Annotated in this window: 23 protein-coding genes and 1 pseudogene; 9 read left to right on the top strand and 15 right to left on the bottom strand. The window is 55.4% G+C overall.

Annotated elements, in window-relative coordinates; translation table 11 throughout:
* Positions 1-44: 44 nt before the first annotated feature.
* Positions 45-1154: an S-(hydroxymethyl)glutathione dehydrogenase/class III alcohol dehydrogenase gene (locus ACT3TJ_RS13400; protein WP_193054474.1), complete on the bottom strand. Its 1110-nt coding sequence runs from the start codon at positions 1152-1154 to the stop codon at positions 45-47.
* Between the two features lie 160 nt (positions 1155-1314).
* Between ACT3TJ_RS13400 and ACT3TJ_RS13395 the strand changes: the two genes are divergently transcribed.
* Together ACT3TJ_RS13395 and ACT3TJ_RS13390 are read left to right on the top strand one after the other, a co-directional pair.
* A complete protein-coding gene (locus ACT3TJ_RS13395) occupies positions 1315-2211 on the top strand; it encodes a LysR family transcriptional regulator (protein WP_172117520.1) in 897 nt (298 codons plus the stop codon).
* 174 nt (positions 2212-2385) lie between these two features.
* Complete coding sequence (locus tag ACT3TJ_RS13390; RefSeq protein ID WP_172117519.1) at positions 2386-3957, top strand: AbgT family transporter; 1572 nt, start codon at positions 2386-2388, stop codon at positions 3955-3957.
* A gap of 125 nt (positions 3958-4082) precedes the next feature.
* Here the strand turns inward: ACT3TJ_RS13390 and rpoD are convergent, their stop codons facing one another.
* From rpoD to rpsU, 3 genes are all read right to left on the bottom strand, one after another.
* Positions 4083-5939 carry an RNA polymerase sigma factor RpoD gene (rpoD, locus tag ACT3TJ_RS13385; protein ID WP_172117518.1) on the bottom strand — a complete coding sequence of 619 codons (1857 nt, stop codon included), beginning with the start codon at positions 5937-5939 and terminating at the stop codon, positions 4083-4085.
* A gap of 224 nt (positions 5940-6163) precedes the next feature.
* Positions 6164-8014 carry a DNA primase gene (gene dnaG / locus ACT3TJ_RS13380; protein ID WP_192527422.1) on the bottom strand — a complete coding sequence of 617 codons (1851 nt, stop codon included), beginning with the start codon at positions 8012-8014 and terminating at the stop codon, positions 6164-6166.
* A 175-nt stretch (positions 8015-8189) separates the two neighbouring features.
* Positions 8190-8405: a 30S ribosomal protein S21 gene (gene rpsU / locus ACT3TJ_RS13375; protein ID WP_008956349.1), complete on the bottom strand. Its 216-nt coding sequence runs from the start codon at positions 8403-8405 to the stop codon at positions 8190-8192.
* Positions 8406-8640: 235 nt separating this feature from the next.
* On the opposite strand from rpsU, the gene tsaD reads away from it, so the two are divergent.
* Positions 8641-9690, top strand: a complete 1050-nt coding sequence (gene tsaD / locus ACT3TJ_RS13370; protein WP_442353137.1) for a tRNA (adenosine(37)-N6)-threonylcarbamoyltransferase complex transferase subunit TsaD — start codon at positions 8641-8643, stop codon at positions 9688-9690.
* Here the strand turns inward: tsaD and plsY are convergent, their stop codons facing one another.
* Positions 9691-10263 (bottom strand): glycerol-3-phosphate 1-O-acyltransferase PlsY, encoded by a 573-nt coding sequence (gene plsY, locus ACT3TJ_RS13365; protein WP_172117515.1) that lies wholly within the window; start codon positions 10261-10263, stop codon positions 9691-9693. It lies immediately after the preceding gene.
* 78 nt (positions 10264-10341) lie between these two features.
* Between plsY and folB the strand changes: the two genes are divergently transcribed.
* Together folB and folK are read left to right on the top strand one after the other, a co-directional pair.
* Positions 10342-10713: a dihydroneopterin aldolase gene (gene folB, locus ACT3TJ_RS13360; RefSeq protein WP_192527421.1), complete on the top strand. Its 372-nt coding sequence runs from the start codon at positions 10342-10344 to the stop codon at positions 10711-10713.
* Positions 10714-10717: 4 nt separating this feature from the next.
* Complete coding sequence (gene folK / locus ACT3TJ_RS13355; protein WP_442353138.1) at positions 10718-11263, top strand: 2-amino-4-hydroxy-6-hydroxymethyldihydropteridine diphosphokinase; 546 nt, start codon at positions 10718-10720, stop codon at positions 11261-11263.
* A gap of 19 nt (positions 11264-11282) precedes the next feature.
* On the opposite strand, the gene ACT3TJ_RS13350 is transcribed toward folK, so the two are convergent.
* From ACT3TJ_RS13350 to ACT3TJ_RS13320, 7 genes and pseudogenes are all read right to left on the bottom strand, one after another.
* Positions 11283-12440, bottom strand: a complete 1158-nt coding sequence (locus ACT3TJ_RS13350) for a polynucleotide adenylyltransferase (protein WP_442353139.1) — start codon at positions 12438-12440, stop codon at positions 11283-11285.
* A gap of 2 nt (positions 12441-12442) precedes the next feature.
* The gene (locus ACT3TJ_RS13345) at positions 12443-13261 is read right to left on the bottom strand and encodes a symmetrical bis(5'-nucleosyl)-tetraphosphatase (protein ID WP_193057006.1); all 819 of its coding nucleotides are present in this window, start codon (positions 13259-13261) and stop codon (positions 12443-12445) included.
* 191 nt (positions 13262-13452) lie between these two features.
* Positions 13453-13830, bottom strand: a pseudogene (gene apaG, locus ACT3TJ_RS13340) (Co2+/Mg2+ efflux protein ApaG).
* On the bottom strand, positions 13827-14657 hold the full coding sequence (gene rsmA / locus ACT3TJ_RS13335) for a 16S rRNA (adenine(1518)-N(6)/adenine(1519)-N(6))-dimethyltransferase RsmA (RefSeq protein ID WP_444665870.1): 831 nt from the start codon (positions 14655-14657) through the stop codon (positions 13827-13829). Before rsmA ends, apaG begins: the two are co-directional and overlap by 4 nt.
* A gap of 41 nt (positions 14658-14698) precedes the next feature.
* On the bottom strand, positions 14699-15757 hold the full coding sequence (gene pdxA / locus ACT3TJ_RS13330; RefSeq protein ID WP_444665868.1) for a 4-hydroxythreonine-4-phosphate dehydrogenase PdxA: 1059 nt from the start codon (positions 15755-15757) through the stop codon (positions 14699-14701).
* Entirely contained in the window at positions 15758-16783 is a 1026-nt protein-coding gene (locus ACT3TJ_RS13325; protein WP_172117507.1) for a peptidylprolyl isomerase, read from the bottom strand.
* A 35-nt stretch (positions 16784-16818) separates the two neighbouring features.
* Positions 16819-19266: an LPS-assembly protein LptD gene (locus ACT3TJ_RS13320; RefSeq protein ID WP_444665866.1), complete on the bottom strand. Its 2448-nt coding sequence runs from the start codon at positions 19264-19266 to the stop codon at positions 16819-16821.
* A 70-nt stretch (positions 19267-19336) separates the two neighbouring features.
* Here ACT3TJ_RS13320 and ACT3TJ_RS13315 point away from each other — a divergent pair, with 70 nt between their 5' ends.
* The 4 genes from ACT3TJ_RS13315 (at position 19337) to speD (ending at position 22555) form a co-directional block, all read left to right on the top strand.
* Entirely contained in the window at positions 19337-20347 is a 1011-nt protein-coding gene (locus ACT3TJ_RS13315) for an aminoglycoside phosphotransferase family protein (protein ID WP_444665864.1), read from the top strand.
* Positions 20344-21003 carry an N-acetylmuramate alpha-1-phosphate uridylyltransferase MurU gene (murU, locus tag ACT3TJ_RS13310; protein WP_444665862.1) on the top strand — a complete coding sequence of 220 codons (660 nt, stop codon included), beginning with the start codon at positions 20344-20346 and terminating at the stop codon, positions 21001-21003. The genes ACT3TJ_RS13315 and murU overlap by 4 nt, the downstream gene beginning before the upstream one ends.
* A gap of 108 nt (positions 21004-21111) precedes the next feature.
* Positions 21112-21531 (top strand): OsmC family protein, encoded by a 420-nt coding sequence (locus ACT3TJ_RS13305; protein ID WP_444665860.1) that lies wholly within the window; start codon positions 21112-21114, stop codon positions 21529-21531.
* A 229-nt stretch (positions 21532-21760) separates the two neighbouring features.
* Entirely contained in the window at positions 21761-22555 is a 795-nt protein-coding gene (gene speD / locus ACT3TJ_RS13300) for an adenosylmethionine decarboxylase (protein WP_193054468.1), read from the top strand.
* A gap of 72 nt (positions 22556-22627) precedes the next feature.
* On the opposite strand, the gene lpxL is transcribed toward speD, so the two are convergent.
* The 3 genes from lpxL to rpoS all read right to left on the bottom strand — a co-directional run bounded on the left by lpxL (position 22628) and on the right by rpoS (position 25739).
* Entirely contained in the window at positions 22628-23542 is a 915-nt protein-coding gene (gene lpxL, locus ACT3TJ_RS13295) for an LpxL/LpxP family Kdo(2)-lipid IV(A) lauroyl/palmitoleoyl acyltransferase (protein WP_444665858.1), read from the bottom strand.
* Positions 23543-23551: 9 nt separating this feature from the next.
* Positions 23552-24652: an alanine racemase gene (gene alr, locus ACT3TJ_RS13290; RefSeq protein ID WP_193054466.1), complete on the bottom strand. Its 1101-nt coding sequence runs from the start codon at positions 24650-24652 to the stop codon at positions 23552-23554.
* Between the two features lie 112 nt (positions 24653-24764).
* Entirely contained in the window at positions 24765-25739 is a 975-nt protein-coding gene (gene rpoS / locus ACT3TJ_RS13285; RefSeq protein ID WP_087112035.1) for an RNA polymerase sigma factor RpoS, read from the bottom strand.
* Positions 25740-25772 lie beyond the last annotated feature (33 nt).

The following is a 25772-nucleotide window of genomic DNA, read 5'->3' as shown; positions in this document are numbered from 1 at the left end:
GCGCTTTATCAGTAAATTAACAATACAGACCTGTTAATAACGACCTAGTAATGCAGAACGGTGCGGATGCTCTTGCCCGCATGCAGCAGTTCAAACGCTTCGTTGATTTTCTCAAACGGCATATCGTGAGTAATGAAATCATCAATATTAATTTCACCGTTCATGTAACGCTCAACGTAGCCTGGCAGTTCACTGCGGCCTTTCACACCACCAAACGCGGAGCCTTTCCAAACGCGCCCGGTCACCAGTTGGAACGGACGTGTGGAAATCTCCTCCCCCGCACCGGCGACGCCAATCACGATCGATTCGCCCCAGCCTTTGTGGCAGCACTCAAGCGCTGAGCGCATCACATTGACGTTACCGATACACTCAAACGAATAGTCCACGCCGCCATCGGTCAAATCAACAATAACCTGCTGAATGGAGTCGCTGTAATCCTTGGGGTTTACAAAGTCAGTCGCGCCAAACTGCTTGGCCAGCTCAAACTTATCCGCATTAACATCAATGGCGATAATTCGACCCGCTTTCGCCATGACCGCGCCCTGGATCACCGCCAGACCAATCGCACCCAAACCAAAGACTGCGACGGTAGCGCCTGGCTCTACTTTTGCAGTGTTGAGTACCGCGCCAATACCGGTAGTCACGCCACAGCCCAGCAAGCAGATTTTATCCATCGGGGCTTCTTTGGAAACCGCTGCTAACGAGACTTCAGGAAGTACGGTGTATTCGCTGAACGTGGACGTTCCCATGTAGTGGTGCAGCATCTTGCCATCCAGCGAGAAGCGCGAGGTGCCGTCGGGCATTACGCCTTTCCCTTGGGTGGCACGCACGCTGCCACACAGGTTGGTTTTACCTGACAGACAGAATTTGCACTTGCCGCACTCAGCGGTATATAGCGGAATAACATGGTCGCCTGGCTTGAGGCTGGTCACCCCTTCACCTACTTCCTGAACGACACCGGCGCCTTCATGACCCAGCACTGAAGGGAAGAGTCCTTCCGGGTCAGCGCCCGACAACGTATAAGCATCGGTATGACAAACGCTAGTAGCCGCCATTTTTACCAACACTTCGCCCGCTTTTGGACCTTCCACATCAATTTCAACCAGCTCAAGCGGTTTACCCGCCTCTAACGCAACGGCAGCACGTGATTTCATAGTGTCACTCCTTAAGACAGTGGCGCAGTAAGTCGCCTGAACAGATAACGTCTTGCTCCAATAGCGACAGTGTAAGGTAGCTAGAGGTACTAGAAAAAGCGGGATATACTCATAATATTATTGCCACTGAGCAACAATCACCTACAACGGATGAATCTCCATGCAGCGCTGGGATCGTGTCGAAGCCTTTATTGAAGTAGTCAGACTGGGCACATTTTCTGCGGCCGCAAACCATCTAAAAGTATCAACCTCGCATATTAGCCGCTTGGTGAGCCAACTTGAAAACCAGCTCGGCATTCAGCTTCTCTACCGTACAACGCGTCAAATACGCTTAACGGATGCAGGCGCTCTGTATATGGAGCATTGTCAGCATCTGTTTGATGGATTGAAAGATGCCGAACAGGCGCTGAGCGAACTGCAGGCCAAGCCTCGGGGCCTGCTTAAGCTGACCTCAGCCACGACCTTTGGCGAGCGTTATATCGCACCACTGGTTAATGAATTTCAATGCCTACACCCTGATCTTGAAGTGTATATGCATTTTACCAACCGGCCCGTTGAACTCATTGAGGAAGGCTTTGATATCGCCATTCGCATGGGCGTATTAAAGGATTCAAGCCTGATCGCCAGGCGCCTGTGCGACCGACGTGAATATGTTGTCGGCTCCCAGGATTACTTTCGCCAGACACCGCCTCCTCACACGTTGGCGGAACTTGGCCAACATCGTTGTTTGGTAGGTTCACGGCCTAATTGGCTGTTTGATAGCAACGGCCAACGCCGCGAAGTACGCGTAGAAAGCTGCTGGACGGGTAACTCCGGGCCCGCCCTGCTGGATGCCGCGCTTAAGGGCCTGGGCCTTGCCCAACTGCCCGACTATTACGTAGCACCTCACCTTGCAAGTGGCGAACTCATCGCCGTACTGGAACCCTTTCAGCATCATGATACGGCTGTCTGGGCGGTTTACCCCCGCCACCGCCACTTGTCCCCCAAGATTCGTCAATTGGTCGATTATCTGGTGGCCAATATGTCGCGAGTACTGCCGAACACGCCATCACTTTAACGCCAGGGCCGACCTTTCGCTTGCCATAGCCCCTCCTGCGCTTACGGCATTTCATTTTTTAAATCCCGCTATACGTAAAGCCGTTTGCGCCCTTATACACTTCAACGTAGTGTCATCTTTTAGCCCCAATGGGCTTTTTTTGCTACAAACCTCCACTCTAACGACATAAAACTTATGACCCCCCCTAAAAACCATGAAAAAAACCTAAAGCGTGGCGCGTTTACCCGCTTTCTCGATAGCGTTGAGTGGCTTGGCAACTTGCTCCCTCATCCGGTCACGCTATTTGCCATTTTATGTGTCCTTGTGGTGATAGCCAGCGGTATTGCCGGTGCCTTAGGCGTGTCAGTTGCCGACCCACGCCCCGCTAACGAGGGCGAATGGATTGCGGTTAATTCCCTCCTTAACGCCGAAGGCTTACGCCGGCTGGTCACCGAGATGGTGACAAACTTCACAAGCTTTGCGCCTTTAGGCACTGTGCTGGTTGCCATGCTGGGCGTTGGCGTAGCCGAACACTCAGGGCTACTTTCTGCCAGCATGAGAGCGTTGGTGCTTAACCGCTCACCCCGCATCGTTACCTATGCCATTGTGTTTGCGGGCATAATGTCCAACATGGCGGCCGAGCTTGGTTACGTTGTACTTATTCCTCTGGCCGCCATGATCTTCCATTCACTTGGGCGCCACCCTTTGGCGGGGCTCGCTGCGGCTTTCTGTGGTGTTTCCGGCGGCTACAGCGCCAACCTGCTCATTGGAACCGTCGACCCGTTACTTTCTGGTATTACCCAAGAGGCCGCTCGCCTACTGGACCCGGCTTATGTGGTAGGCGCTGAAGCAAACTGGTTCTTCATGTTTGTCAGCACCTTCTTTGTGACCTTGATCGGCGGCCTGGTTACCGAACGTATCGTGGAACCGAAGCTTGGCAAATACGATGCCGCTGATGCCGATAGCGACATTGGCCAGCAGTCCATGCAAGGGCTTTCCGCTGAGGAGAAGCGGGCGCTAAAAGGCACGGGGTTAGCCACGCTGGTGCTTATTGGCTTAATTGCCATGACCGTGATACCTGAAAATGGCATCTTGCGTAATCCAGAAACAGGGCTAATCAGTGGCTCGCCCTTCCTGAGCGGCATTGTGGTCATTGTAGCGGTCTCCTTCTCACTACTGGGCTTCATCTATGGGCGCCTGGAAGGCACGATGCACAATGATCGTGATGTGGTAAATGCCATGGCCAAAAGCATGAGCAGCCTTGGGCTGTATATTGTGCTGGTCTTCTTTGCCGCTCAGTTTGTGGCGCTGTTTAACTGGAGCAATTTTGGTACCGTGACGGCCGTGGCGGGCGCTGATCTGCTGGAGTCTCTTGGGTTACGTGGCCCGGGTCTGTTTGCGCTGTTTATTTTACTGTGTGCGTTCGTCAACCTGTCGCTGGGCAGCGCATCGGCGCAATGGGCGGTGACCGCTCCGATTTTCGTTCCCATGCTGATGCTGATGGGCTACGCGCCAGAGGTCATTCAGGCGGCCTACCGGATCGGTGACTCTGTCACCAACCTGATCACTCCGATGATGAGCTATTTTGGGCTGATACTGGCGGTTGCTACCCGTTATCGCAACGATATGGGCATAGGCACACTGGTCGCCTTAATGTTGCCCTATACGCTATTCATGTTGATCGGCTGGAGTTTACTGTTCTTTGTGTGGGTGTTTTTGCTGGGTCTGCCTGTTGGTCCTGGCTCCGCAACTCACTACACGCTGTAACAAAGGCTCAACGGCATCAGGATTCGTGGAGTACTTGACACTAGATAGCAAAAAGCCCGCCGTTTAAAAAACGGCGGGCTTTTTTTACGCTAGACACTAGCGCCTGAGCACTAACCTGGACTGGCTTACTCGTCCAGGAACGAACGTAGCGGCTCAGAACGGCTAGGGTGGCGAAGCTTGCGCAGCGCCTTGGCCTCAATCTGACGAATCCGTTCACGGGTTACGTCAAACTGCTTGCCCACTTCTTCAAGCGTGTGGTCGGTATTCATATCAATACCGAACCGCATGCGCAGTACCTTGGCTTCACGTGCGGTGAGGCCGCCCAGTACGTTACGCGTCGCTTCAATCAAGCCTTCGCCGGTGGCCATATCGATAGGCAGCAGCATGGTGCCGTCCTCGATAAAGTCGCCCAAGTGCGAGTCATCATCATCACCAATCGGCGTCTCCATGGAGATCGGCTCTTTGGCAATTTTGAGCACCTTACGTACTTTGTCTTCCGGCATTTCAAGACGTTCGCCGAGCTCTTCCGGGGTCGGTTCGCGGCCCATTTCCTGCAGCATCTGGCGCGACACGCGGTTAAGCTTGTTGATCGTCTCGATCATGTGAACCGGAATACGGATCGTCCGTGCCTGGTCGGCAATTGAACGGGTAATCGCCTGACGAATCCACCAGGTAGCATAAGTAGAGAACTTATAACCCCGACGGTATTCGAACTTATCCACTGCCTTCATCAAACCGATGTTGCCTTCCTGAATCAAATCAAGGAATTGCAGACCACGGTTGGTGTACTTCTTGGCAATCGAGATAACCAGACGCAGGTTGGCCTCAACCATCTCTTTCTTGGCGCGGCGTGCTTTTGCCTCACCAATCGACAGCTTGCGGTTCACCTCTTTCAAATCCGCCACGGTGAGCTGCACCATGTCTTCTTCGAAAGCAATTTTACGCTGCGAACGGGCGATATCAGAACGTAACGGCTCAAGACGGTCAGCGTATTTGGGCTGCGCTTCCTGGAACGCATCCAACCACTTGGGGTTAGATTCGCTACCCGGGAACGATTTGATAAACGTCTTGCGCGGCACTTTGGCTTTTTTAACACAAAGCTGCATGACCGCTTTTTCCTGGGCACGCACTTGCTCAACACTAATACGTACCTGGCCTACCAGGCGTTCAAAGTGTTTCGGCACCAGCTTGATCGGCGAGAACAATTCGGCAAGACGAGCCTGCTCGGCTTTCAGCTCGGCGCTGCCGCGACCGTGCTTGGTAAGCGCCGCTCCGGCTAACGCGTTTTGCTCGCGAATTTGCTCAAAACGCGCCCGCGCCTCTTCAGGGTCCGGACCGCCTTCGCTGGCGTTGGAATCTTCGTCATCCTCCTCGCCATCGCTGTCGCCGTCTTCGTCATCGCTTAAGTCGGTGGCTACCTCAGGTTCAGGCACATCCGCTTCGGCAACGCCGGGGATACCTTCATCGGGGTCGATAAACCCTGAGAAAAGATCCGACAGACGGCCAGGCGCTTCTTCATCCTGAGTAGCGTCGTAAGCATCCAGAATGGAGGCGACAGCCCCTGGCAAGTAGGCCAGTGCCGACATGACTTCACGTGTACCCTCTTCGATCCGCTTGGCAATTTCGATTTCGCCTTCACGGGTCAAGAGTTCTACTGTGCCCATTTCACGCATGTACATGCGGACTGGGTCTGTGGTGCGACCCACGTCGCTTTCCACGGCAGCGAGTGCCGCAACGGCCTCTTCCGCAGCGGACTCGTCCGTGGAGTGATCCGACATCATCAAAGTGTCTTCATCAGGCGCTTCTTCAGCGACACGGATACCCATGTCGTTGATCATGCCAATGATGTCTTCCACTTGATCCGGGTCGGCGATATCCTCGGGTAGATGGTCGTTGACCTCGGCATACGTCAGGTAACCCTGCTCTTTGCCGCGCGCGATCAACTCCTTCAGACGTGACTGCTGCTGCGCATTTCCAGCCATAGAAACCCTATCTCGACGAAGAAGAATGAAACACCTGGAGCGCTGAATCGATTAAACTCAACAAGCCGAACAGTATAGCGTAAATAGCTGTATTTTTTCCAGCGAAACGTATTTGCGCGGTCATTCAGGTGTGTTAGGTTGTTCGGTTAGGCCAGCACTTGGTGACTGACCCTATATCTGGTGTTGGTGAGGGAAAAATTCAACCCCCTCTCTCCGAACACCGGTCAAAACCGCTGGGCCAACTCGACTACCAAGCCGGCCAAGCGCTGACGCTGCTGTTTATCCAATTTCTGCCCAGCGCGTTCCTGAGCCAACAACGCCTCGTACTCTTCCTGGGGCGAGCGCTTACGTTGCTTCTGCTGCAAGTGCTCAACCAACCCCCTTAACTCTGCTTCTCGTGCTGCCTTGGGGATCAATAACTCCCGCGCGGCAAACTCTGCCAGCACCGCGCCCTGTGGCGTACCCTGAAAATGCGCCAGCACGACCTGCGGACTGCGATAGCGTCCGGCCTGCAAGAGCACGATCAAATCGCGACAGAGCGGCGTATCCGCATCATCAGGCAGCCACTCCAGATTATCCGGCAAGGCTGACACTACGCTCGGCTCGTGCAGCAGAAGCTGCACGATGCGCCCAACGGGCGTAAGCACCCGGTTACGTGCACGTGACGTAGCTCCAGTAGAGCCCGCCTCTACAGTACTCGTCTGCTCCGCGCTATCTTCGACAACAGGTTCAGCCGCCTCCCAATACGCTTGCCCCTTGGGTGCCGCTGTGCGCTTATCCAACAGCGCTTGCAACTGCTTTTGCGCCAAGCCACTGCGCTTGGCAAGCGCTTCAAGCAGTAACGATTTGAGCATGCCATCAGGTACTTTGTTCAACGCTTCAAGTACCTGGCTTGCAAATCGCTCGCGCCCCTCCACCGTGTTTAAATCACGGCCCTGAGCCGCCTGCTCAAACAAAAACTCCGACAGCGGCATCGCACAGGTAACACGATCCTTAAACGCTTCGGCACCTTCACGACGCACCAGCGTATCCGGGTCATCACCTTCTGCCAGAAATAGAAAACGCGCCTCACGGCCGTCAATCATCAACGGCAGCGCGGTTTCCAGTGCTCGACTGGCGGCCTGGCGGCCAGCGCGGTCGCCATCAAAACAGAACACCACTCGGCTGACCAAACGAAACAGACGGCTTAGATGATCTTCGGTCGTCGCGGTTCCCAGCGTAGCCACCGCGTTATGGATGCCGTACTGCGCAAGCGCCACAACGTCCATATAGCCTTCTACCATCACCAGCTGCTCAAGCTTGCTGGATGCCTGGCGCGCTTCATAAAGCCCATAAAGCTCGCGCCCTTTATGAAACACAGGGGTTTCTGGTGAGTTGAGGTATTTGGGCTGCTCGTCGCCCATCACTCGCCCACCAAATGCAATCGTTCGCCCTCGTAAATCGCGGATCGGAAACATCACCCGATCCCGAAAACGATCGTAAGTACGCCCCGTATCTTCACGATGGATCAACAGGCCATACTCAATCTGGACAGGTTCTGATATCTCCCGCTCACCAAGGTGCTGCTTGAGCGCTTCCCAGCCGCCAGGCGCGTAGCCTATGCCGTAGGCATTGATCACCTCAGCAGAAAGCCCTCGGTTTTCCAGATATTGCTGGGCGCCTTGCCCTTCGCGCATTTTAAGGCGCTCGCGATAAAAGCTTGCCGCAAGCTCGAGCAGGTTAACGCCCTCTTTGCGCTTTTTTTCACGCTGATGTGCACGCGGGTCGTCAGCGCCTTCGCGCGGCACGTCAAGACCCAGCCGCCCGGCCAACTGCTCCACCGCTTCAGGAAACGGCAATTTGTCGTATTCCATCAAGAAGCGTAGTGCATTCCCATGCACGCCACAGCCAAAGCAGTGATAAAACTGTTTATCAGCACTTACCGTAAACGAAGGCGTTTTTTCCTGATGAAAAGGGCAAAGACCCGAGTAGTTCCGGCCAGCCTTTTTAAGCTGCACACGCTCACCAACCACTTCCACCACGTCAACGCGGCTAAGCAAATCGTCAATAAAACGCTGGGGAATCTGGCCTGCCATTTACAACGGCACCCTCGCGCATGTGCGCTAAACGCTTGCTTAACGTCATCTGGCGGACTGCCCAATCACCTTAAACAGCGTAGAAAACTGAAAAAACAAACGGCCACCTAGTGGCGGCCGCTTGGCATCCCTCTTGAGACAACCAGCTAACCGCTCTGGCTCTCTCGGGTACGGATCAATAGAGCCGTTCGAAACGCTTTTGCTCACGCTGAACTTTCTTGGCGTGGCGTTTTACGGCAGCTGCCGCTTTGCGTTTACGCTCAGCAGTCGGCTTCTCATAGTGCTCGCGACGGCGTACTTCAGAAAGAACACCAGCTTTTTCGCAAGAACGCTTGAAGCGACGCAGGGCGACGTCAAACGGCTCGTTATCACGTACTTTTACAGAAGGCATTAAGCACTCACCTACCTTAAGGAGTCTTGAGTTCGAAAGTACGTACACCATCATCGCATTATTGCGAAGAACATAGCGTACGACCCAGTTTTTACAGCGCACGATAGTTTAGTCGTGGTTGGCAATGATTGCAAACTGCACCCCTGACATTGTGTAATCAATGCCACCTTTATGGGCGTTAGACATGTTAAAATTTTGCCTTATGCAATCTGTTAGCCCTCTGTAGAGACTTCCTATGCGTGTGCTTGGCATCGAAACTTCCTGCGACGAAACCGGCGTTGCTCTTTATGACACCTCCCGCTCAGGGGGCGATGGCCTGCTGGCCGATGCGCTGTATAGCCAAATTGCCATGCACGCCGAGTATGGCGGCGTGGTGCCCGAGCTTGCCTCACGGGACCACACGCGCAAGCTGCTCCCTTTGATTGAGCAAGTGTTAAGTGATGCCAGGCTAACAAGAAACGATTTAGAGGGTATTGCCTATACCGCAGGCCCGGGGTTGGTAGGCGCGCTCATGGTGGGTGCCAGCACGGCCCACGGCATGGCCCGTGCACTGGGCATTCCGGTATTGGGCGTACACCACATGGAAGGTCATCTACTCGCTCCCATGCTGGAAGACGATGCGCCAGCGTTTCCTTTTGTGGCCCTACTGGTATCTGGCGGCCATACCCAGTTGGTGGAAGTCCAAGGACTTGGAAGCTATCAGCTATTGGGTGAATCCGTTGATGATGCGGCCGGTGAAGCGTTTGATAAAGCCGCTAAAATGCTCGGCCTTGCTTATCCCGGCGGCCCGCTGGTGGCCAAGCTTGCCGAACAGGGCGACCCCAAACGATTTCGTTTTCCACGCCCGATGACTGACCGGCCGGGGCTTAATTTCAGTTTCTCAGGGTTAAAAACGCATACCTTAACGGCCATACGCCAGTTGGAAGCGGCTGGCGAGCTTGACGAGCAGGCGCGCGCTGATGTGGCCCGCGCCTTTGAAGAAGCCGTGGTCGATACACTGGTCATCAAATGCCGCCGGGCGCTGGACCAAACGGGGTTAAAACGGCTGGTGGTGGCTGGCGGGGTGAGCGCCAATCACCGGTTGCGTGAGCGCCTGGCCCTTGAGTGTCAAAAACGTCAGGCAAAGGCCTACTATCCTCGCGGCCGGTTCTGTACAGATAACGGCGCCATGATCGCGTACGTGGGCGCGCAGCGCCTGGCCGCTGGCGAACAGGACAAGGATGGCGTTATGCAGGCTACGCCGCGCTGGCCGCTTGATCAGTTGACGCCTCCCAACGCCGAATAATTAGCGACGCCCCAGGCGCGGCTCATCGCCGCGTCTTAATCTGCGAATATTAAGCCCATGACGCAGCAGCACCAGCAGGCTCAAACCGCCCACTACGCCCACATAAGCAGGCGCCAGCCAGATACAGGCAAGCGGCGCCACCAGCGCGCTTAACAAGGAAGCCATTGCCGCGGTTTTTAAGCGCCACGCCAGCAAGGTCCACACCCCCACGCTCACCAGTGCAACACCCGGGGTCAGCACCAGCAACACGCCCAGCGCGCTGGCGACGGCCTTTCCACCACGAAATCCATACCATACCGGGTAGCTATGCCCCAGTAATACCGCCAGCCCAATCAGCCCCTGCCAACTGACCGGTAACGCCATTAATTTACTGGCAAGCACTATGGGTACGCCTTTTAACGCATCCAGCAAAAGCGTGGCGCCCGCCAGGCGCGGCCCATAAAGGCGTAACACGTTAGAAAAACCGGGATTACCGGAGCCACAGCGACGAGGATCGCCCACTCCCGCTATCCGGCAAACACTAATCGCTGCCAGCCAACTGCCGCTTAAATAGCCGAACACTAACCACGCCATGGCGCCTTTTCCATCCTACTGTCGTTTCGTTTCATCCTAACGTACAATCGCCCGCTTGTTGTCGCCGAGGAAGAGCTTGTGGACCGCATTTTGATCGAAGCACTCAAGGTAGACACCGTGATTGGTGTTTACGATTGGGAACGCACCATCCAACAGTCGCTTAGCCTGGACTTAACCCTGGCGACCGATATTCGCCCGGCTGCCGCTACTGACGATTTAAGCTTAACGCTAGACTATGCGGCTATCTGCCAGCGTATCCAACGATTCGCTGACACGCATCAATTCGCGCTGGTGGAGACCTTCGCGGAACGCTTGGCTGACTGCCTGCGCAGCGAGTTTTCCATTACCTGGTTACGCTTGCGGGTGCGTAAACCCGGCGCGGTGCCGCAAGCGGCGAGCGTAGGCCTTGAAATTACACGTGGCGAGCTACCGGAGGCCACAAGGACATAATCTCATGAGCCTGGTTACCGTCAGTTTAGGCAGCAATATTGATCCTGTGCGTCATATCCGCCTGTGTCTCGATGCACTTTTCGATACCTTCGGGCCTTTAAACGTCTCGCGCGTTTTTGAAAGCGAGCCGGTTGGTTTTAGCGATACCCGTAATTTTTACAACCTGGTCGTGGCCTTCGAAAGTAACTGGTCGCCGAGTGAATTACAGGCATGGGCCAAGGCTTTGGAAATTATTCATGGCCGTAAGCAGGGCTTGGACAAATACAGCCCTAAAGCGCTGGATATCGACCTGCTAACAGTGGGCAACCTGCAGGGCGTCGTTGAAGGTGTTGCACTGCCCCGCGCCGAGATGACCGAAAGCGCATTCGTGTTACAGCCCTTGGCGGAGCTGCTACCTAACGAACGGCACCCGGCTTGCAACACGCCTTACGCCACACTTTGGAATAATTTTTCGCTGGGAAATCAGCGGCTTTGGGCGGTAGATTTTACCTGGGGTAGCGCCTGGATATCGCACGCGGAGCCTGCGCTCTGTACGTCCCTGGCTCGCTAAACCTCTTTTGATTGGCTAATCATTCGCTTAACGCATCACTGACTGCTTGCTGGCGCTGTTTACGTAGCGCTTGGCCTAATTCAGCCCCCTTGAATCCTTGAGCGATGAGCCCCTGCGGGCTAACGCTGCGTGCCGCCAGCCAAGCAGCCTGTAGCGGCTGGGCATAATTTTTTTCAATAACACCGGCACTTTCAATCACACCGACACTTTCAACCACACTGACTAACGTGAGCTGTGTGGCGACCTGGTCAGGCTTACGAAAACCATCCAGGCGTTCCAGCCAATGCAGCACGGCTATCGCCTCTAAAGGCTCTTTTAGCAACGACAGGGTCAACGCGACATAGCGTGCCAACTGCGCTACGGCATTGGGTAAACGTAGCGTTGACGCCAATGCCTCGCGACCCGCATCGTCCAGCACACTCACCAGTAATGCATAGCGCCAATGTGCCAGCGGCGTTGAGCTATCGTCAGGCACGTATTGCAGTGCGGCCAAGCCGCTCTGCAGTTTTTCTGCTGAGAACGGCCACCATATTGCCAGCGCTTCACACTGCGCCAACGTCGTGAAGTAAGCTTCGGGGCTGGGTTCACCCAAGGCTTTTTCGGTTTCGACCCATACCCGTTCAGCGGCTAAATGCTCAAGCTCACCACTGCGGCTAACCTCGGTCATCAGTGCCAAGGTTTCAGAGGCGATAGAGAACCCCAGCGACGCATAGCGGGCTAAAAAACGTGCCGTACGCAGCACCCGCAGCGGGTCTTCACCAAACGCAGAGGAAATATGCCGCAGCACGCGTTGTTCGATATCCTTCTGGCCATCAAAGGGGTCAATCAGCGGCCCATCGACCCGTTGCGCAATGGCATTCACGGTCAGGTCGCGGCGCAGCAAATCCTCTTCCAGCGTTACTTCGGGGCTGGCATGCACTTCAAACCCCGAATATCCGTGTCCGGTTTTTCGCTCCGTACGCGCCAGCGCATACTCCTCCGCTGTATCAGGGTGCAAAAACACCGGAAAATCTCGCCCCACCGGCTTAAAGCCGCGCTGGCGCATAGCCTCTGGGGTAGCGCCCACCACCACCCAGTCGTTGTCATACACTGGCCAGCCCAGCAGCGCATCGCGAACAGCGCCGCCCACGCGGTATACGTCCAGCCCGGCAATGCGCGGATCATTTGAGTGCGCCATCACTACCGCCCTCCTCGTTGCTGGCTGGGTACGCTCATTCGCTCACCGGTATCTATATTAAGCGCGGTTAACGCCCCACCCCACACGCAGCCCGTATCCAACGCGTCTACCCGAACCCTGGCACCCCGCGTCTTTCCTTCTAGCGCGGCCCAGTGCCCAAACAGGAGATGTGGGTCGTCGTCACGGGCATACTGAAACCACGGCGCAAAGCCAGGCGGGGTGCTAGCGAGGCCCTCTTTAGCAGCAAACTCCAGCCGCCCTTGGCTGTCAATAAAGCGCATACGTGCCATAGCGTTAACAATAAAGCGCAGCCGGTCCATTCCCTCCAGGTCCTCTCGCCAACGATCAGGCTGATTACCAAAAAGCTCGGTCAAGAAATGCCCTGACTGCTCGCTGGCAAGCGCTTGCTCGACCTCACGGCTATAAGCGACAGCCTGCTCTATGCGCCACTGAGGCAGCAAACCGGCATGCGTCATTAGGGTATTCCCTTGCTGCACTGCAAGCGGCTGGCACTGCAGCCAATCCAGCAGTTGCTCGCGATCTGGCGCATTAAGAATATCGTTGAGGGTGTCGTGCTTTTTTTGCCTGCCGCCGCCACGCGCGACCACCAACAGATGAAAGTCGTGGTTGCCCAGCACACAGCGTACCGAGCCGCCCAGTGCGTGCGCTTCGCGTAAACACTCAAGGGAGCCTGGCCCACGGTTGATCACATCGCCCACCAGCCACAAAGTGTCGTGCGAGGGATTAAAGTTCAGGGCTTCAAGTAGCGTCATAAACTCGGCGTAGCAGCCATGCAAATCGCCAATCGCGTAGGTACTCATGCGCGGGCCTTATATAAACGAGGGCATTAAACATGCATATTAAAACGCGCACATTACACATGCTGCGCGGTGTACGATTGCGCTCTGAGCGCCTGTCCTGGCAAGAGCCCCATACCAAACCAGCACTGTCTGGCCGTCAGACTGAACGCAACAATGCTTTAATGCAGTATTCACGATGGTGATCACTAACGTTAGTGCAACTGACGCGGCACAGCCAAGCGAAAAGGCGCTACGGGCACTTCAAAGGCACGCTGGGTATAGGTGTTCAACAACGTATAGGCACCTTCCATCACGCCCACCGGTGTTTGCAAAATCGCCCGACTGGTATAGCGAAAGCGCTGACCGGGGCCGATCAATGGCTGCTGCCCGACCACGCCCTTACCGCGCACTTCCTGACTATCGCCGTTGCCCTAGGTGATTTTCCAGTAACGTGCCATCAGCTGTACGCTATGCGGGCTTTGATTATGCACCGTCACGGTATAGCTAAATACGTAGCGTGATTCCACGTCGCTGGACTCTTCGGCACAATATTCAGGCGTTACACTGACGTCGATGGCTAAACCACTCACCCGTTTTCACTCCCATCACTACCTGGCCTTTCATCAGCAGCCACACGGTTAGCAATGGTTACATACTCAGCAACCGTTAGCGTTTGCGGGCGGCGCGTGGGGTCAATACCCAGCGCTTCTAACGTTTCAGGACTGACGCGTCCTTTAAAGTTATTACGTAAGGTTTTACGGCGTTGGCCAAAGGCTAGCTTTACCAGCTCAAACAGGAGTGCCGGGTCGTCGGCTACGTGCGGAAAACTTGCGTGCGGCGTGAGGCGCACAATGGCAGAGTCGACGTTAGGCCGGGGCACAAAGGCCTCGGGCGGTACGATAAACAGCTGGTCAACGTGGCAGTAGTACTGCGCCATCACAGAAAGCCGCCCCCAATCCGTACCGCCTGGCTGGGCAGCCAGCCGCTCAACGACCTCTTTTTGGAGCATGAAGTGCATGTCGGCAACCGCATTACCGGCCGTAAGTAGATGCACGATCAGAGGTGTTGAGATGTTATAGGGCAGATTGCCGACGACACGCAGGGCGGGGCCATCGCCTTTCAGCGCCGCGAAGTCAAACTTCAGCGCATCACCTTCATGGATAATAAAGTCGGGGTAGTTGAAGAACTGCACGCGTAGACCAGGAATCAAATCGCGGTCCAGCTCAATCACCTCAAGCTTCCCTGCCGCCTCAAGCAGTGGCGCGGTCAGCGCGCCTTGGCCCGGCCCAATTTCAACAAGACGGTCGCCTTCCCGCGGCCCAATAGAGCGCACAATACGCGAGATGATACCCAGGTCACGTAGAAAGTTTTGACCGAAGCGTTTGCGAGCACGGTGCTGCTGGGGCACTTGAGACATCTAACAGAATTCCTTGGAGGTATTTTTCAATCGTGGAGGCGTTACGCCTGGCGGGCCGTTTGGGCGCGCTGTTCGGCAAGACGCCGAGCAAGCGATAGTGCAACGCGCAGGCTACCAGGGTCAGCCACGCCTTTACCCGCGAGGTCAAGCGCGGTGCCGTGGTCTACCGACGTACGCACTAGCGGCAAGCCCAGCGTGATATTAGCAGCTTGACCAAAGCCAGCATACTTAAGTACGGCCAAGCCCTGGTCATGGTACATCGCCAGCACGGCATCAACACCCGCCAAGTGGCGAGGCGTAAACAGCGTATCGGCAGGAAAAGGGCCTTGAATATCCAGCCCTTGCGCACGCAGGGATTCAAGTACGGGGATAATCGTCTCTTGCTCTTCATGGCCCAAATGGCCATCTTCGCCCGCGTGAGGATTTAGCCCGCACACGGCAATACGCGGCGAGGCAATACCAAACTGATGCACCAGATCATCGGCCAGCAAGCGGCTAATCCGGGTTACCCGCGCGACGGTAATCGCATCGGCAACCTGGCGCAGCGGCAAGTGTGTGGTGACCAATGCAACGCGAAGATCACCACTGCCTTGCCAGTCCGCTGCGTTGGCGTGTAACGCGGCATCGGTTGCCAGCATCATCACGACCTCATCAACACCGCAGGCATCACGCAACCACTCTGTATGCCCTGTAAATCCTGGGTAGCCACCTTCAATGATGACGCCTTTATGCAGCGGTGCAGTGACAATAGCGGCTGCCTGGCCTGCCTGACAGGCCGCCACGGCCAGCTCAAGCGTGGCAAGCACATACCCTGCATTGGCAGGGTTAAGCACGCCAGGCGTTGCGGACTCATTCAACGCTACGGGCCAAACGGGTAACTGCCCCGCGCAAGCGGCTACTTCCTGGCCTGGGCTTGTTTCCACCAGTGCCACATCAAGCCCTAGCGCAGCGGCCCGCTGGCGCAACATATCAACATCACCAATGGCGACGGCCTGCGCCGGCAGATGGCCCTGCGCGGCCAGCATAAGCACTAGTTCAGGCCCAATACCCGCAGGCTCTCCCGTGGTGATCAGCAGCGGAAGGTCAGCGATTTGGCTCATTTAAAGGCGAACATCCACAAAGGCTTCCGCGCGAATTTCCTGCTGCCAGACTTGCAGTTCTTCATTGGCGCGGCGCTGGAAAATGGCCTGACGCACTTGCTCCTGGCGGCTCTCATTGGTCACGTTCTGACGACGACGCTCTTCAACTTCAATCACGTGGTAGCCGAACTGTGAGCGCACTGGCTCGGAGATTTGGTTAACGTTCAGCGTCTGCAATGCTTCCTCAAACGCCGGTACGGTTTGGCCAGGACGCACCCAACCCAGCTCGCCACCGTTAAGCGCACTACCGCTGTCGTCACTAAACTCACGTGCTACGGAGGCAAAGTCAGCGCCTTGCTGTAAACGCTGACGCACCTCCTGGGCCCGGGCACGCGCCTGCTCTTCACTGCGCGTTGGCGTTAGCTCAACCAGTACGTGACGTGCGCGGATCTCTTCGACAAACGCCTGATCGCTATTTTGATTGCCCTGTTGATCAAGCACGCGCTGAACATCACGGTCGCTGACCGATACGCGCTGGCCAACCTGGCGCTGCTGCACTTGACGCATCAACATTTCACGACGAATGTCTTCACGCACCTCAGCAAGCGTCATGCCATCGGCTTCTACCGCGTTTGCGAACTGATCCAACGTCATATTGTTGGATTCAGCAATCGTACGCAGCTGACGGTTCAGCTCGGTATCATCGATGCTTAGATTGCTGCGATTTGCCAGCTGTAACTGGATTTCATCCAGTATCATCCGTTCAAGCACTTGCGCCTGAAGCGCAGAGCCTGGCGGAAGCGAGCCTCCCTGAGCTTGCGCTTGCTGCTCTATCTGAGCAACACGATCGTCGAGCTCACTGCGCATAATAACGCCATCGTTAACCACAGCAACGATGCTATCGATCGGCTGGCGCTGGGTGGACTCAAAATTCTGCGCTTGCGTGACCAGTGGAGCGGCAAGCGTGCCTGCGCCCATGCACAGCGCGATAACGCTCGCGGCCGACATCGTTTTTGCATGAGCTAGCAGCATATTTCTGGTTTTCATAAAAAGTCTCTTTCAGTCGCCATTCAAGAACGTCGTTACAAGGGAGTAGGACGGTAACCAGGAATGGTCCGTTCAAAATAGCTGTCAGCCTCTTGGCCAACGCCGCCCAAGCCACGGAATACAAAGCGTAAAAATAGCCCGCGATCGTTGAAGTCATCTGCAACACGCGCAGTGTCGTTATCATCCACCCACTCGCGCCAAACAAGCTGCACGCCGTAGCAGCAGTCGTTCCATTGTACCCCTGCCAGTTTTTCAAGCGCACGATCATTGGTTTGGTCGTGAAGATACCGGCCTATCAGATCCACCCTTGGGCTGGTTTTCCAGGCAAATGACACGTCCCACTCTTCGCGGTTGTAATCACGAAAGCCATCATCGCCTGGTAACGTATCAGGGTCGAAGCCTTCGATCTCCCAACGGTAACCCAGGTTCACTACATGGCCTTCAGGGTGCCGATAACGCAGGTCAAAGCGAGTACGTTCCGTCTTTTCACGGTGATCATCGTAAAGCCATTCGTAGCCGGTACTCCAGCGATCATTGATCTGCCAGTCCAGCCGGGTTACCAGAGGCGAACGATCACGCGTGGCCTGATAGTAACGCTGCGGGTTAACGTAAGGGTCTTCTTCTGGCCGCGCTGGCAGGGTATCCGGGTCTCCGTCACTATCAATACGGCGGTCCGAAAAATAGAGACTTTGCCCGATACCGAATGTTAGACGATCACGGCCACTGTCATCTTCGATAAAGCGCGTCTGCACACCCACTGACACACGGTTAAGATCGCCGACCCGATCCCCGCCGGAGAAGCGGTGGGGCGACCACAGTTGGTCCCACGAGAAAGCCCGCTCACGACTATCGAAATCGGGTAGCTGGGTCTGGTTCTTGCGGGGTACATAGGCATAGTTAAACCGCGGCTCCAGCGTTTGCCGGTAGCCGCGATTTCCAAGCTCCAGTTCACGCTCAAATACCAGGCCGCCATCCACCGACGTCACCGGCACCGTTCGGCTTGGTGAGGTACTGCGCTCCGTTTCACGGTCACCGTAGTCCAGCTCGTAAGCGGTATACCAAAGCTCAGCCCGTGGTTCGATATATCCCCAGGGCTTTTCTTCGCGCCAGCCGACGGCCGGCGTTAAATGTAGACGCGTGCCGGTTGCCGCCTCACGCTCCGGCACCAGCCGTTCATCCACGTCACGCCAAAAATAGGTCGCGTTGGAGCGCCATTCGCTGAAGAAGCCACTGCCTAGCTGCCAACTGGAATTCGCGGTCAAACTGGGCAAGCGGTAGAACGGCTTATCGGAGTCGCTAAGCGGGTCTTCAAGGCGCTGAAAGCCTTGCGCCCTGGCATCGAGATACCACTGGTCACCCTGATAATCTATCTGGGCAAGCCGCTCAAGGCTTACGCGGTCGCTCCCTCCAAACTCATCACCGAAGTCGTCGAAATAGCGGCCGTCACTGGAAGCGCCATAGCGCAACCGATAATTGCTGCGGCTGTTGACTCGGCCCGCATGGCGCGCATCGACATACCAACGGGTTTCGCCAGCAAAGCGGTCACTACCACTGTTACCTCCGTCGTCCCTACTTAAGTAGCCCCCCTCAATGGTTCCCTCGCTTTCCGAAAACAGGTAGCGGTATTCACCGTTGAGCAGCAACCCACGGTCACTCATCCAACGCGGCGTAATGGTGGCGTCGTGATTAGGGGCGATATTCCAGTAAAACGGCTGTGCGTAATTAAATCCATCTGACGAAAACCCGATAGCCGGGGACAACAGCCCCGTGTGACGCTTATCGTCGATAGGGAAGCGCAACCACGGCCAGTAAAAAACAGGCACGTCTTTTACTTTTAAGCGGGCATTCGTCGCGGTACCAAACCCCGACTCCTGATTTAGGCGTATATCACTGCTCACCAGCTCCCAGGTATTGGCGCCGGGCTCACAGGTCGTAAAGGTGGCATCTCGCAAGCGATACTGAGACTCGCCTGTTTGCTCAAGCTGACTTGCCTGGCCACGCAAACGCTCTTCATACAGCACATAGTGGCTGTTACGCACACTCGCGCGATCTTCATTGAGCATTAAGGTGGCGCTGTCGCCACGCACCAACGCTTGGCCATCACGCAAAGCGAGATTACCCTCAGCATCCACCTGCTCACGGTTTGCGGGTAAATAAATGCGTTCGGCTTCTAATTCCGAATTACCACGTCGCAATACCACATCGCCTCGCAGCAATGCCTCGCCATCGGCGGCGTAATCTACATCCTGGGTTTCAACTGACAGCGTTTCCGGGTTCTGCTCTACAGGCAACCGGTAGCTGGGCATCACGTATCGGCCACGGCACAACTGTTGTGACGCTTCATCTCCTTCCCAGGCCTGCCAGTCAAGCGCTTGTGCGGGCAGCGCTTGATTCTGCGCCACCACCGAGAACGAGGCGCTAGCGAGCAAACTGCCCATCAGCGTATGCGCAACCGGTATGATGCGCGAAAATCGCTTGCCCATGTTCGTTATCCTTGGCATCCAGAATAGGTATTATACAGCCCGCATGATGCCCGACCAGCAAGGAGCTTGCATGTCCTCTTTACGGATTGATGCCCTCACCCGATGGGCCGCAGAACAAAACAGCCTAAATCCGGCGTTGATTACCCTCTCACCAGCGGGCGGCGACGCCAGCTTTCGGGGCTATTTTCGTCTAACACTACCTAATGGCGACACCCAAATAGTCATGGATGCACCGCCTGCTCAAGAGGATTCAGCCCCTTTTGTTACCATTGGCCACCGCTGGTACGCGGCGGGCTTACCCGTTCCCCAAATTTATGCCGCGAATTTAGACGACGGTTTTTTACTGCTGGACGATTTAGGCAGTACCCCCATGCAGGACCGGTTTACCGATAGTGCTGCGGTGATTCAGTATCATGAAAAAGCACTGGGCTTGATTGCCGAGCTGCAAAACAGGGCCAGCCCAACCGCGCTTCCCGACTATGATGCTGCGCTATTGGCTCGTGAACTCGATCTGTTCCCTGAGTGGTGCATGGATAAGTGGCTGACGCTAACTTGCCCATCAAGCTGGGAGGCACTGCGCACAGACCTTATTCACCGGGCGCTTCAACAACCGACGGTTAGCGTTCACCGTGATTTTGATGCCATGAACATCATGATCAACCATGACCGCTTATATATGATCGACTTTCAGGACGCCGTGGCAGGGCCGATTAGCTACGACGTTATTTCCTTGCTGCGAGGCCGCTATTGGCGCTTTAGTGCGACCCAATTCGCCGAACTGGCCACCCTGTTCTATCGCCAGGCCCGCAGCGATGGGCGCCTGTCCAGTGTACTAACAGAGGCCGACTTTATTACCCAGTGCCACGCCATGGCCGCTCAGCGTTCGTTAAAAGTGTTGGGGATTTTTTGTCGGTTAACGCTACGTGACCACAAACAAGGCTACCTGGCACGCTTACCCCACTTCCTGGATCACCTTGAAGATAGCCTGAATGGCCTGCCCGAACATGCCGCCTTTGCCAACTGGGTAAGGCTCACGCTGCGCCCAGCCATTCTGCAACGCCTGGCGGAAGAGCATCCATGAAAGCGATGATATTAGCGGCCGGTTTAGGCAAGCGGATGCGCCCGTTAACCGACCACTGCCCCAAGCCCCTGCTCCCGGTCGCAGGGAAGCCGCTGATCGTTCATCACCTGGAGCGGCTTCAGCGGGCAGGTATTGAAGACGTCATTATTAATGTGAGCTATCGCGCCGAGCAAATCATTCAAGCGATAGGCGATGGCCGGGCCTACGGTGTCAATATTCAGTGGAGCCATGAGGCCACGCCGCTTGAAACGGGCGGAGGCATTCAAAAGGCGCTACCGCAGCTGGGCGAGGAACCCTTTCTGCTGGTCAATGGTGATGTGTGGTGTGACTACCTGCCCGCCAACACTCAGCTAAAAAGGGGCGATCTGGCGCACCTGATACTGGTGAATAACCCTGACCATCATCCTGAAGGCGACTTTGCCCTGGATAAGGGGCGCGTTCTTAATCAAGGCGCACAGCGCTATACCTATGCCGGTGTCAGCATTATTCATCCCAGGCTGTTGGCTGGCCAGCCCACCGAGGCGTTTGCGCTCGCGCCACTATTAAAAAATGCGATGCATGAACAGCAGGTGTCAGGGGAACACTTCGCAGGACACTGGGTTGATGTAGGAACACCCGAACGCCTTGTCGCCCTGGAGCACTTTTTAAGCCAGTAAATCCCCTCGTTATAAGAAAGCCCAGAGTGGGGATTCAAACAGTGCGCCCAGGCAAAGAAATGTTATGCTGCGCGACTTACCTGTCGTCGCCAAGATAAGGAGAGCCACGTGAAAGCAAGGGTAAAATGGACGGATGGCCGTCAATTTATCGCCGAGTCGGGCAGCGGGCACAGCGTTGTGATTGATGGCCCACCCGACCACGGCGGCCGCAATACCGGGCCTCGTCCCATGGAAATGCTGCTGATGGGCATGGGCAGTTGCACGGCGTTTGATATCCTGAATATTCTCGATAAAGCCCGTGCTGATGTGACCGACTGTGTTGCCAAACTGGATGCTGATCGCGCCGATGAAGTGCCTGCCGTATTCACCAAAATTCATGTTCACTTCGTGGTCACAGGCCGAGCGCTAAAAGAGAAGCAAGTTGCACGTGCCGTAGAGCTTTCCGCCGAAAAGTACTGCAGTGCGTCCATTATGCTTGTCAAAGGCGGTGTTGAAATTACGCACTCCTTTGAAATTGTAGAGGCTTGAGGCAGAGCGACGACGCTCGCTCCTTCGGCCTACGATGCAGCACAGCGAAAAAAAATGCCCTGCCCGGATGCATCCCCTGCCCCGGCCGGGCATAATACGCCTCCTTGTATTCCCCCTGACTGCCCTGCAAGTGCTTTTAGAACATGCGCACCACGTATGGCATTAGGTTTTTCTCGGTTCCGGCGCTGGCTCGTCGGGGTGTCTTCATCAGCCATAGGGAGGTTCGGACATGACAGATAGTCTCCGACTCCACGGGTTCAATAACCTGACCAGCTCGCTGAGCTTTAATATTTACGACATCTGCTATGCCAAGACCGAAGAGCAACGTACCGCTTATATCGACTATATCGATGAGCTGTACAACGCCGAACGGCTGACGCAAATTTTGAAGGATGTCACCAATATTATCGGTGCGCATGTGTTGAATATTGCCCGTCAAGATTATGAACCTCACGGGGCAAGCGTCACCATTCTCATTGCTGAACATGAGCTTGATGAAGCCAACCCTGAAAACACAGAACCAGGCCCTGGTCCGCTGCCTGAAACCGTGGTTGCCCATCTGGATAAGAGCCATGTCACCGTACATAGCTACCCGGAATCGCATCCTGACAACGGCATCAGCACCTTCCGTCTGGATATCGACGTATCAACGTGTGGGCATATCAGCCCGCTGAAAGCGCTGAACTATCTGATTCACAGCTTTGATTCTGATATCGTCACCATGGATTACCGTGTGCGCGGCTTCACCCGGGACGTCGACGGTAAAAAGCTGTTCATCGATCACGAGATCGCCTCGATCCAGGATTACCTAGCGGAAGATACCAAGCAGGCGTATCAGATGATGGACGTGAACGTGTATCAGGACAACATGTTCCATACCAAGATGCTGCTGAAAGACTTCGAGCTCGACAATTACCTGTTCGGCAAGTCGCGTCGCGACATTACGTTTGAAGAAGCCCGCGATATCGAAAGCCGCCTGCGCAAAGAGATGCTGGAAATCTTCTACTCACGTAACCTGGAGTAACGCCTGAGTAGCTAACAACAGCCACAAAGAAGCCGGCATCGCGCCGGCTTCTTTGTATCTAAAAAACCGTATCTAATAGAAACCTTCATCCCCTTCAGGGCGCGTTTTAAAGCGCCGATGCAGCCACAGGTACTGCTCGGGGTGCTTGCGAATGGCACGCTCAATAAACTGATTAACCCGCGTTGCGTCGTTAACTTCATCGTTACTGGGAAAGTTTTCAAACGCAGGTAGGCACTCAATCGTATAGGTGCGGTTATCCGGGTTGCGATGAAACATCAGCGGCACCACCGGCGCGCCTGTCATACGGGCGATTTTAGACGTTAGCCGAATGGTGGCCGCCTGCTGACCAAACAAGGGGGCAAATACACTGACATCCGGCCCAAAGTCCTGGTCGGGTGAATACCAGACAATATGCCCTGCCTTGATACGTCGCACCACGCCGCGCAGATCGTGTCGATCTATCGCCTGGCCGAAAATACGTGAACGAGCACGCGTCATAAAGCGCTCGAAAAGCGGGTTATTATGCGGGCGATATACGACATCCGCCGGAAAGAACAGCGAATGCAGCGCGCCCCCCAAATCAAGCGTTGAGAAGTGGATCCCGACGACCAACACCCCCTTGCCTTGGGCTTTGGCATGCGCCAAGTGCTCCTGACCATGGTACGCCACTCGATGACGAAATCCTTCTGCCTCCCGACACCAGCCAGTCGCGGTTTCCACTAAGCCAATACCGTTAGCAATAAAGGTATCTCTCACCAACTTTCGTTGTTCATCGGCACTCTTTTCCGGGAAGCAAAGCGCCAGGTTGGTGGCCGTAATGACCCGCCGCCGTTTGGCAAAGCACCATGCCAATAGCCCAATGACCTTGCCTACCCAAAGCTTAATACTCCAAGGTAACCAAGCCGCGATATACATCGCACCGATGGCAAGCCAGGTTCCCCAGTAGCGTGGGTGAGCAAACGACGCTGGATACTCTTTTTTCGACATACGTACCACCTAAACTGAAGACTCTTGATAACGTCTGGGTACGCGTGGCAACACCCCGGTAAGCAGGGTATAGCTGATCGTATCGCAGTAGCGTGCAACCTCATCGACGGCTAACACTGCCCCATTGCTGGCCGTTCCCCAGAGCACCACCTCGCTGCCAATGGCAGCATCTTGTATATCGGTCACATCAACGGTCAACATATCCATCGACACTTTGCCGGCAATAGCACACCGCTGCCCATTGACCAGTACCGGCGTACCATCCATCGCATGGCGGTCATAACCATCGCCGTAACCTGCGGCCACCACCGCAATACGTGACCGGCGCGGGGCGCGCCAGCGCCCTCCGTAGCCGACGGGTTCACCTTCGTTAATCTCTCGCAAACCGATAATTTCCGAACGCAGACTCATGACCGGACGTAATTGCTGCGTGGTTGGGGTGGCCACTTCCAATGGGTCACTGCCATAGAGCATGATGCCTGGTCGGTTCCAGTCACCATGGGCGTCAGGCCAGGCAAGCGTCGCCGGTGAATTAGCTAAACACAAAGGCGCATCAAGCGCCTTGGCCAAGGCCTTTAAACTCAACAGCTGCTGATTAAAATAGTGGCCGTCGCTGGCATCAGCGGTCGCAAAATGGCTCATTAAATGCAGCGCCGTGACCTGTGGTGCATTGGCCAGGCGCTGCCAGACCGCTTCCGCCTCCGCGAGGCCAAACCCCAGCCGATGCATACCCGAATCGACTTTTAACCAAACGGGAATGGGTTGGCTTGGCGAAAATGCCAGCAGCGCGTCTACCTGCCATGCGCTATGAATGGCGGTCCACAGTGCGTAGCGCTCCACCAGCGGTAACTCATCGGCGCTAAAGATACCTTCTAACAACACAATAGGTTTGCTGATGCCGCTGTTACGTAGCGCAATCGCTTCTTCGATACACGCCACCGCAAACGCCGGGACGTGGCTTTCCAGCGCGTGAGCACACGCTACAGCGCCGTGACCATAGGCATCCGCTTTGATAACCGCCACCGAGCGGCTTTGTGGCGCGCAGCGGCACGCCAACTGATAGTTGTGACGCAGAGCATCCAAATCGATATGGGCCGCTAGCGGGCGCATTGCGTATCTCGCTTATACATAATAAGTCATCAAAAATAGCCCCTCTAACAACAACGCACCGAGTATAAACTCGGTGCGTTGAGGCCGTGCCTACGTAGCCACGCTGTCTTGGCTAGCTTTCGAAAATCGCCTCTAGCGACAGGCCTTGCTTTTCAAGCGTACGGCGTAGCTTCTTTAATGCCTCGACTTGAATCTGTCGTACACGCTCGCGTGTCAGGCCAATTTCAGCGCCGACCTCTTCCAGGGTGGCCGCCTCATGACCGCGCAAACCAAAACGACGCACGACCACTTCACGCTGTTTATCACTTAGCTCATCAAGCCAAAGATCCACGTGTTCACGCACATCACCATCTACCAGGCAACCTTCTGGGCCTTGAACATCATCATCGGCCAAGGTATCAATCAGCGGTTTATCACTCTCTCCACCCATGGGGTAGTCTACCGAGGAGACACGCTCATTGAGGCCAAGCATTTTCTTGACCGTATCAACCGGTTTGTCGAGATGCTCAGCAATCTCTTCAGCGGTCGCTTCATGGTCAAGTTTTTGTGTCAGCTCACGCGCGGCACGCAGATAAATATTAAGCTCTTTCACCACATGTATCGGCAGACGAATGGTGCGCGTTTGGTTCATTAGCGCGCGTTCAATGGTCTGTCGAATCCACCATGTTGCATAGGTTGAAAAGCGAAACCCACGCTCAGGGTCAAACTTTTCAACGGCACGAATAAGCCCTAAATTACCCTCTTCAATGAGATCCAGCAGCGTCAGCCCACGGTTTAGATAGCGCCGGGCAATTTTAACCACCAACCGCAGGTTAGACTCGATCATTCGAGAACGACCAAGCGGATCCCCCTTTCGCGCCAGGCGGCCATAATAGACCTCTTCTTCTGGCGTTAAGAGCGGCGAAAATCCTATTTCATTGAGGTAAATTTGCGTCGCATCCAGGCTTTGAGTCGATTGCCGGTCCTCACGTCCTAGTGCTTTCTCAAAAGCTTCCTCTTCCGCTGCGACATCATCGTCAGCGTTTTCCAACGCTTCTTCGGCAGCATCCAGGTCAACCTCCTGTAGGTCCTTCTCCAGCATACTCATGGCCTTACCCCCGTAGTATCGCCTGCCCGCCTT

It is taken from the genome of Halomonas sp. AOP30-A1-24 (assembly GCF_052378165.1).
Classification (GTDB): Bacteria; Pseudomonadota; Gammaproteobacteria; order Pseudomonadales; family Halomonadaceae; genus Vreelandella; species Vreelandella citrativorans.
The sequence above is the reverse complement of the archived record's forward strand: the minus strand, read 5'-3'. Positions and strand labels throughout refer to the sequence as shown.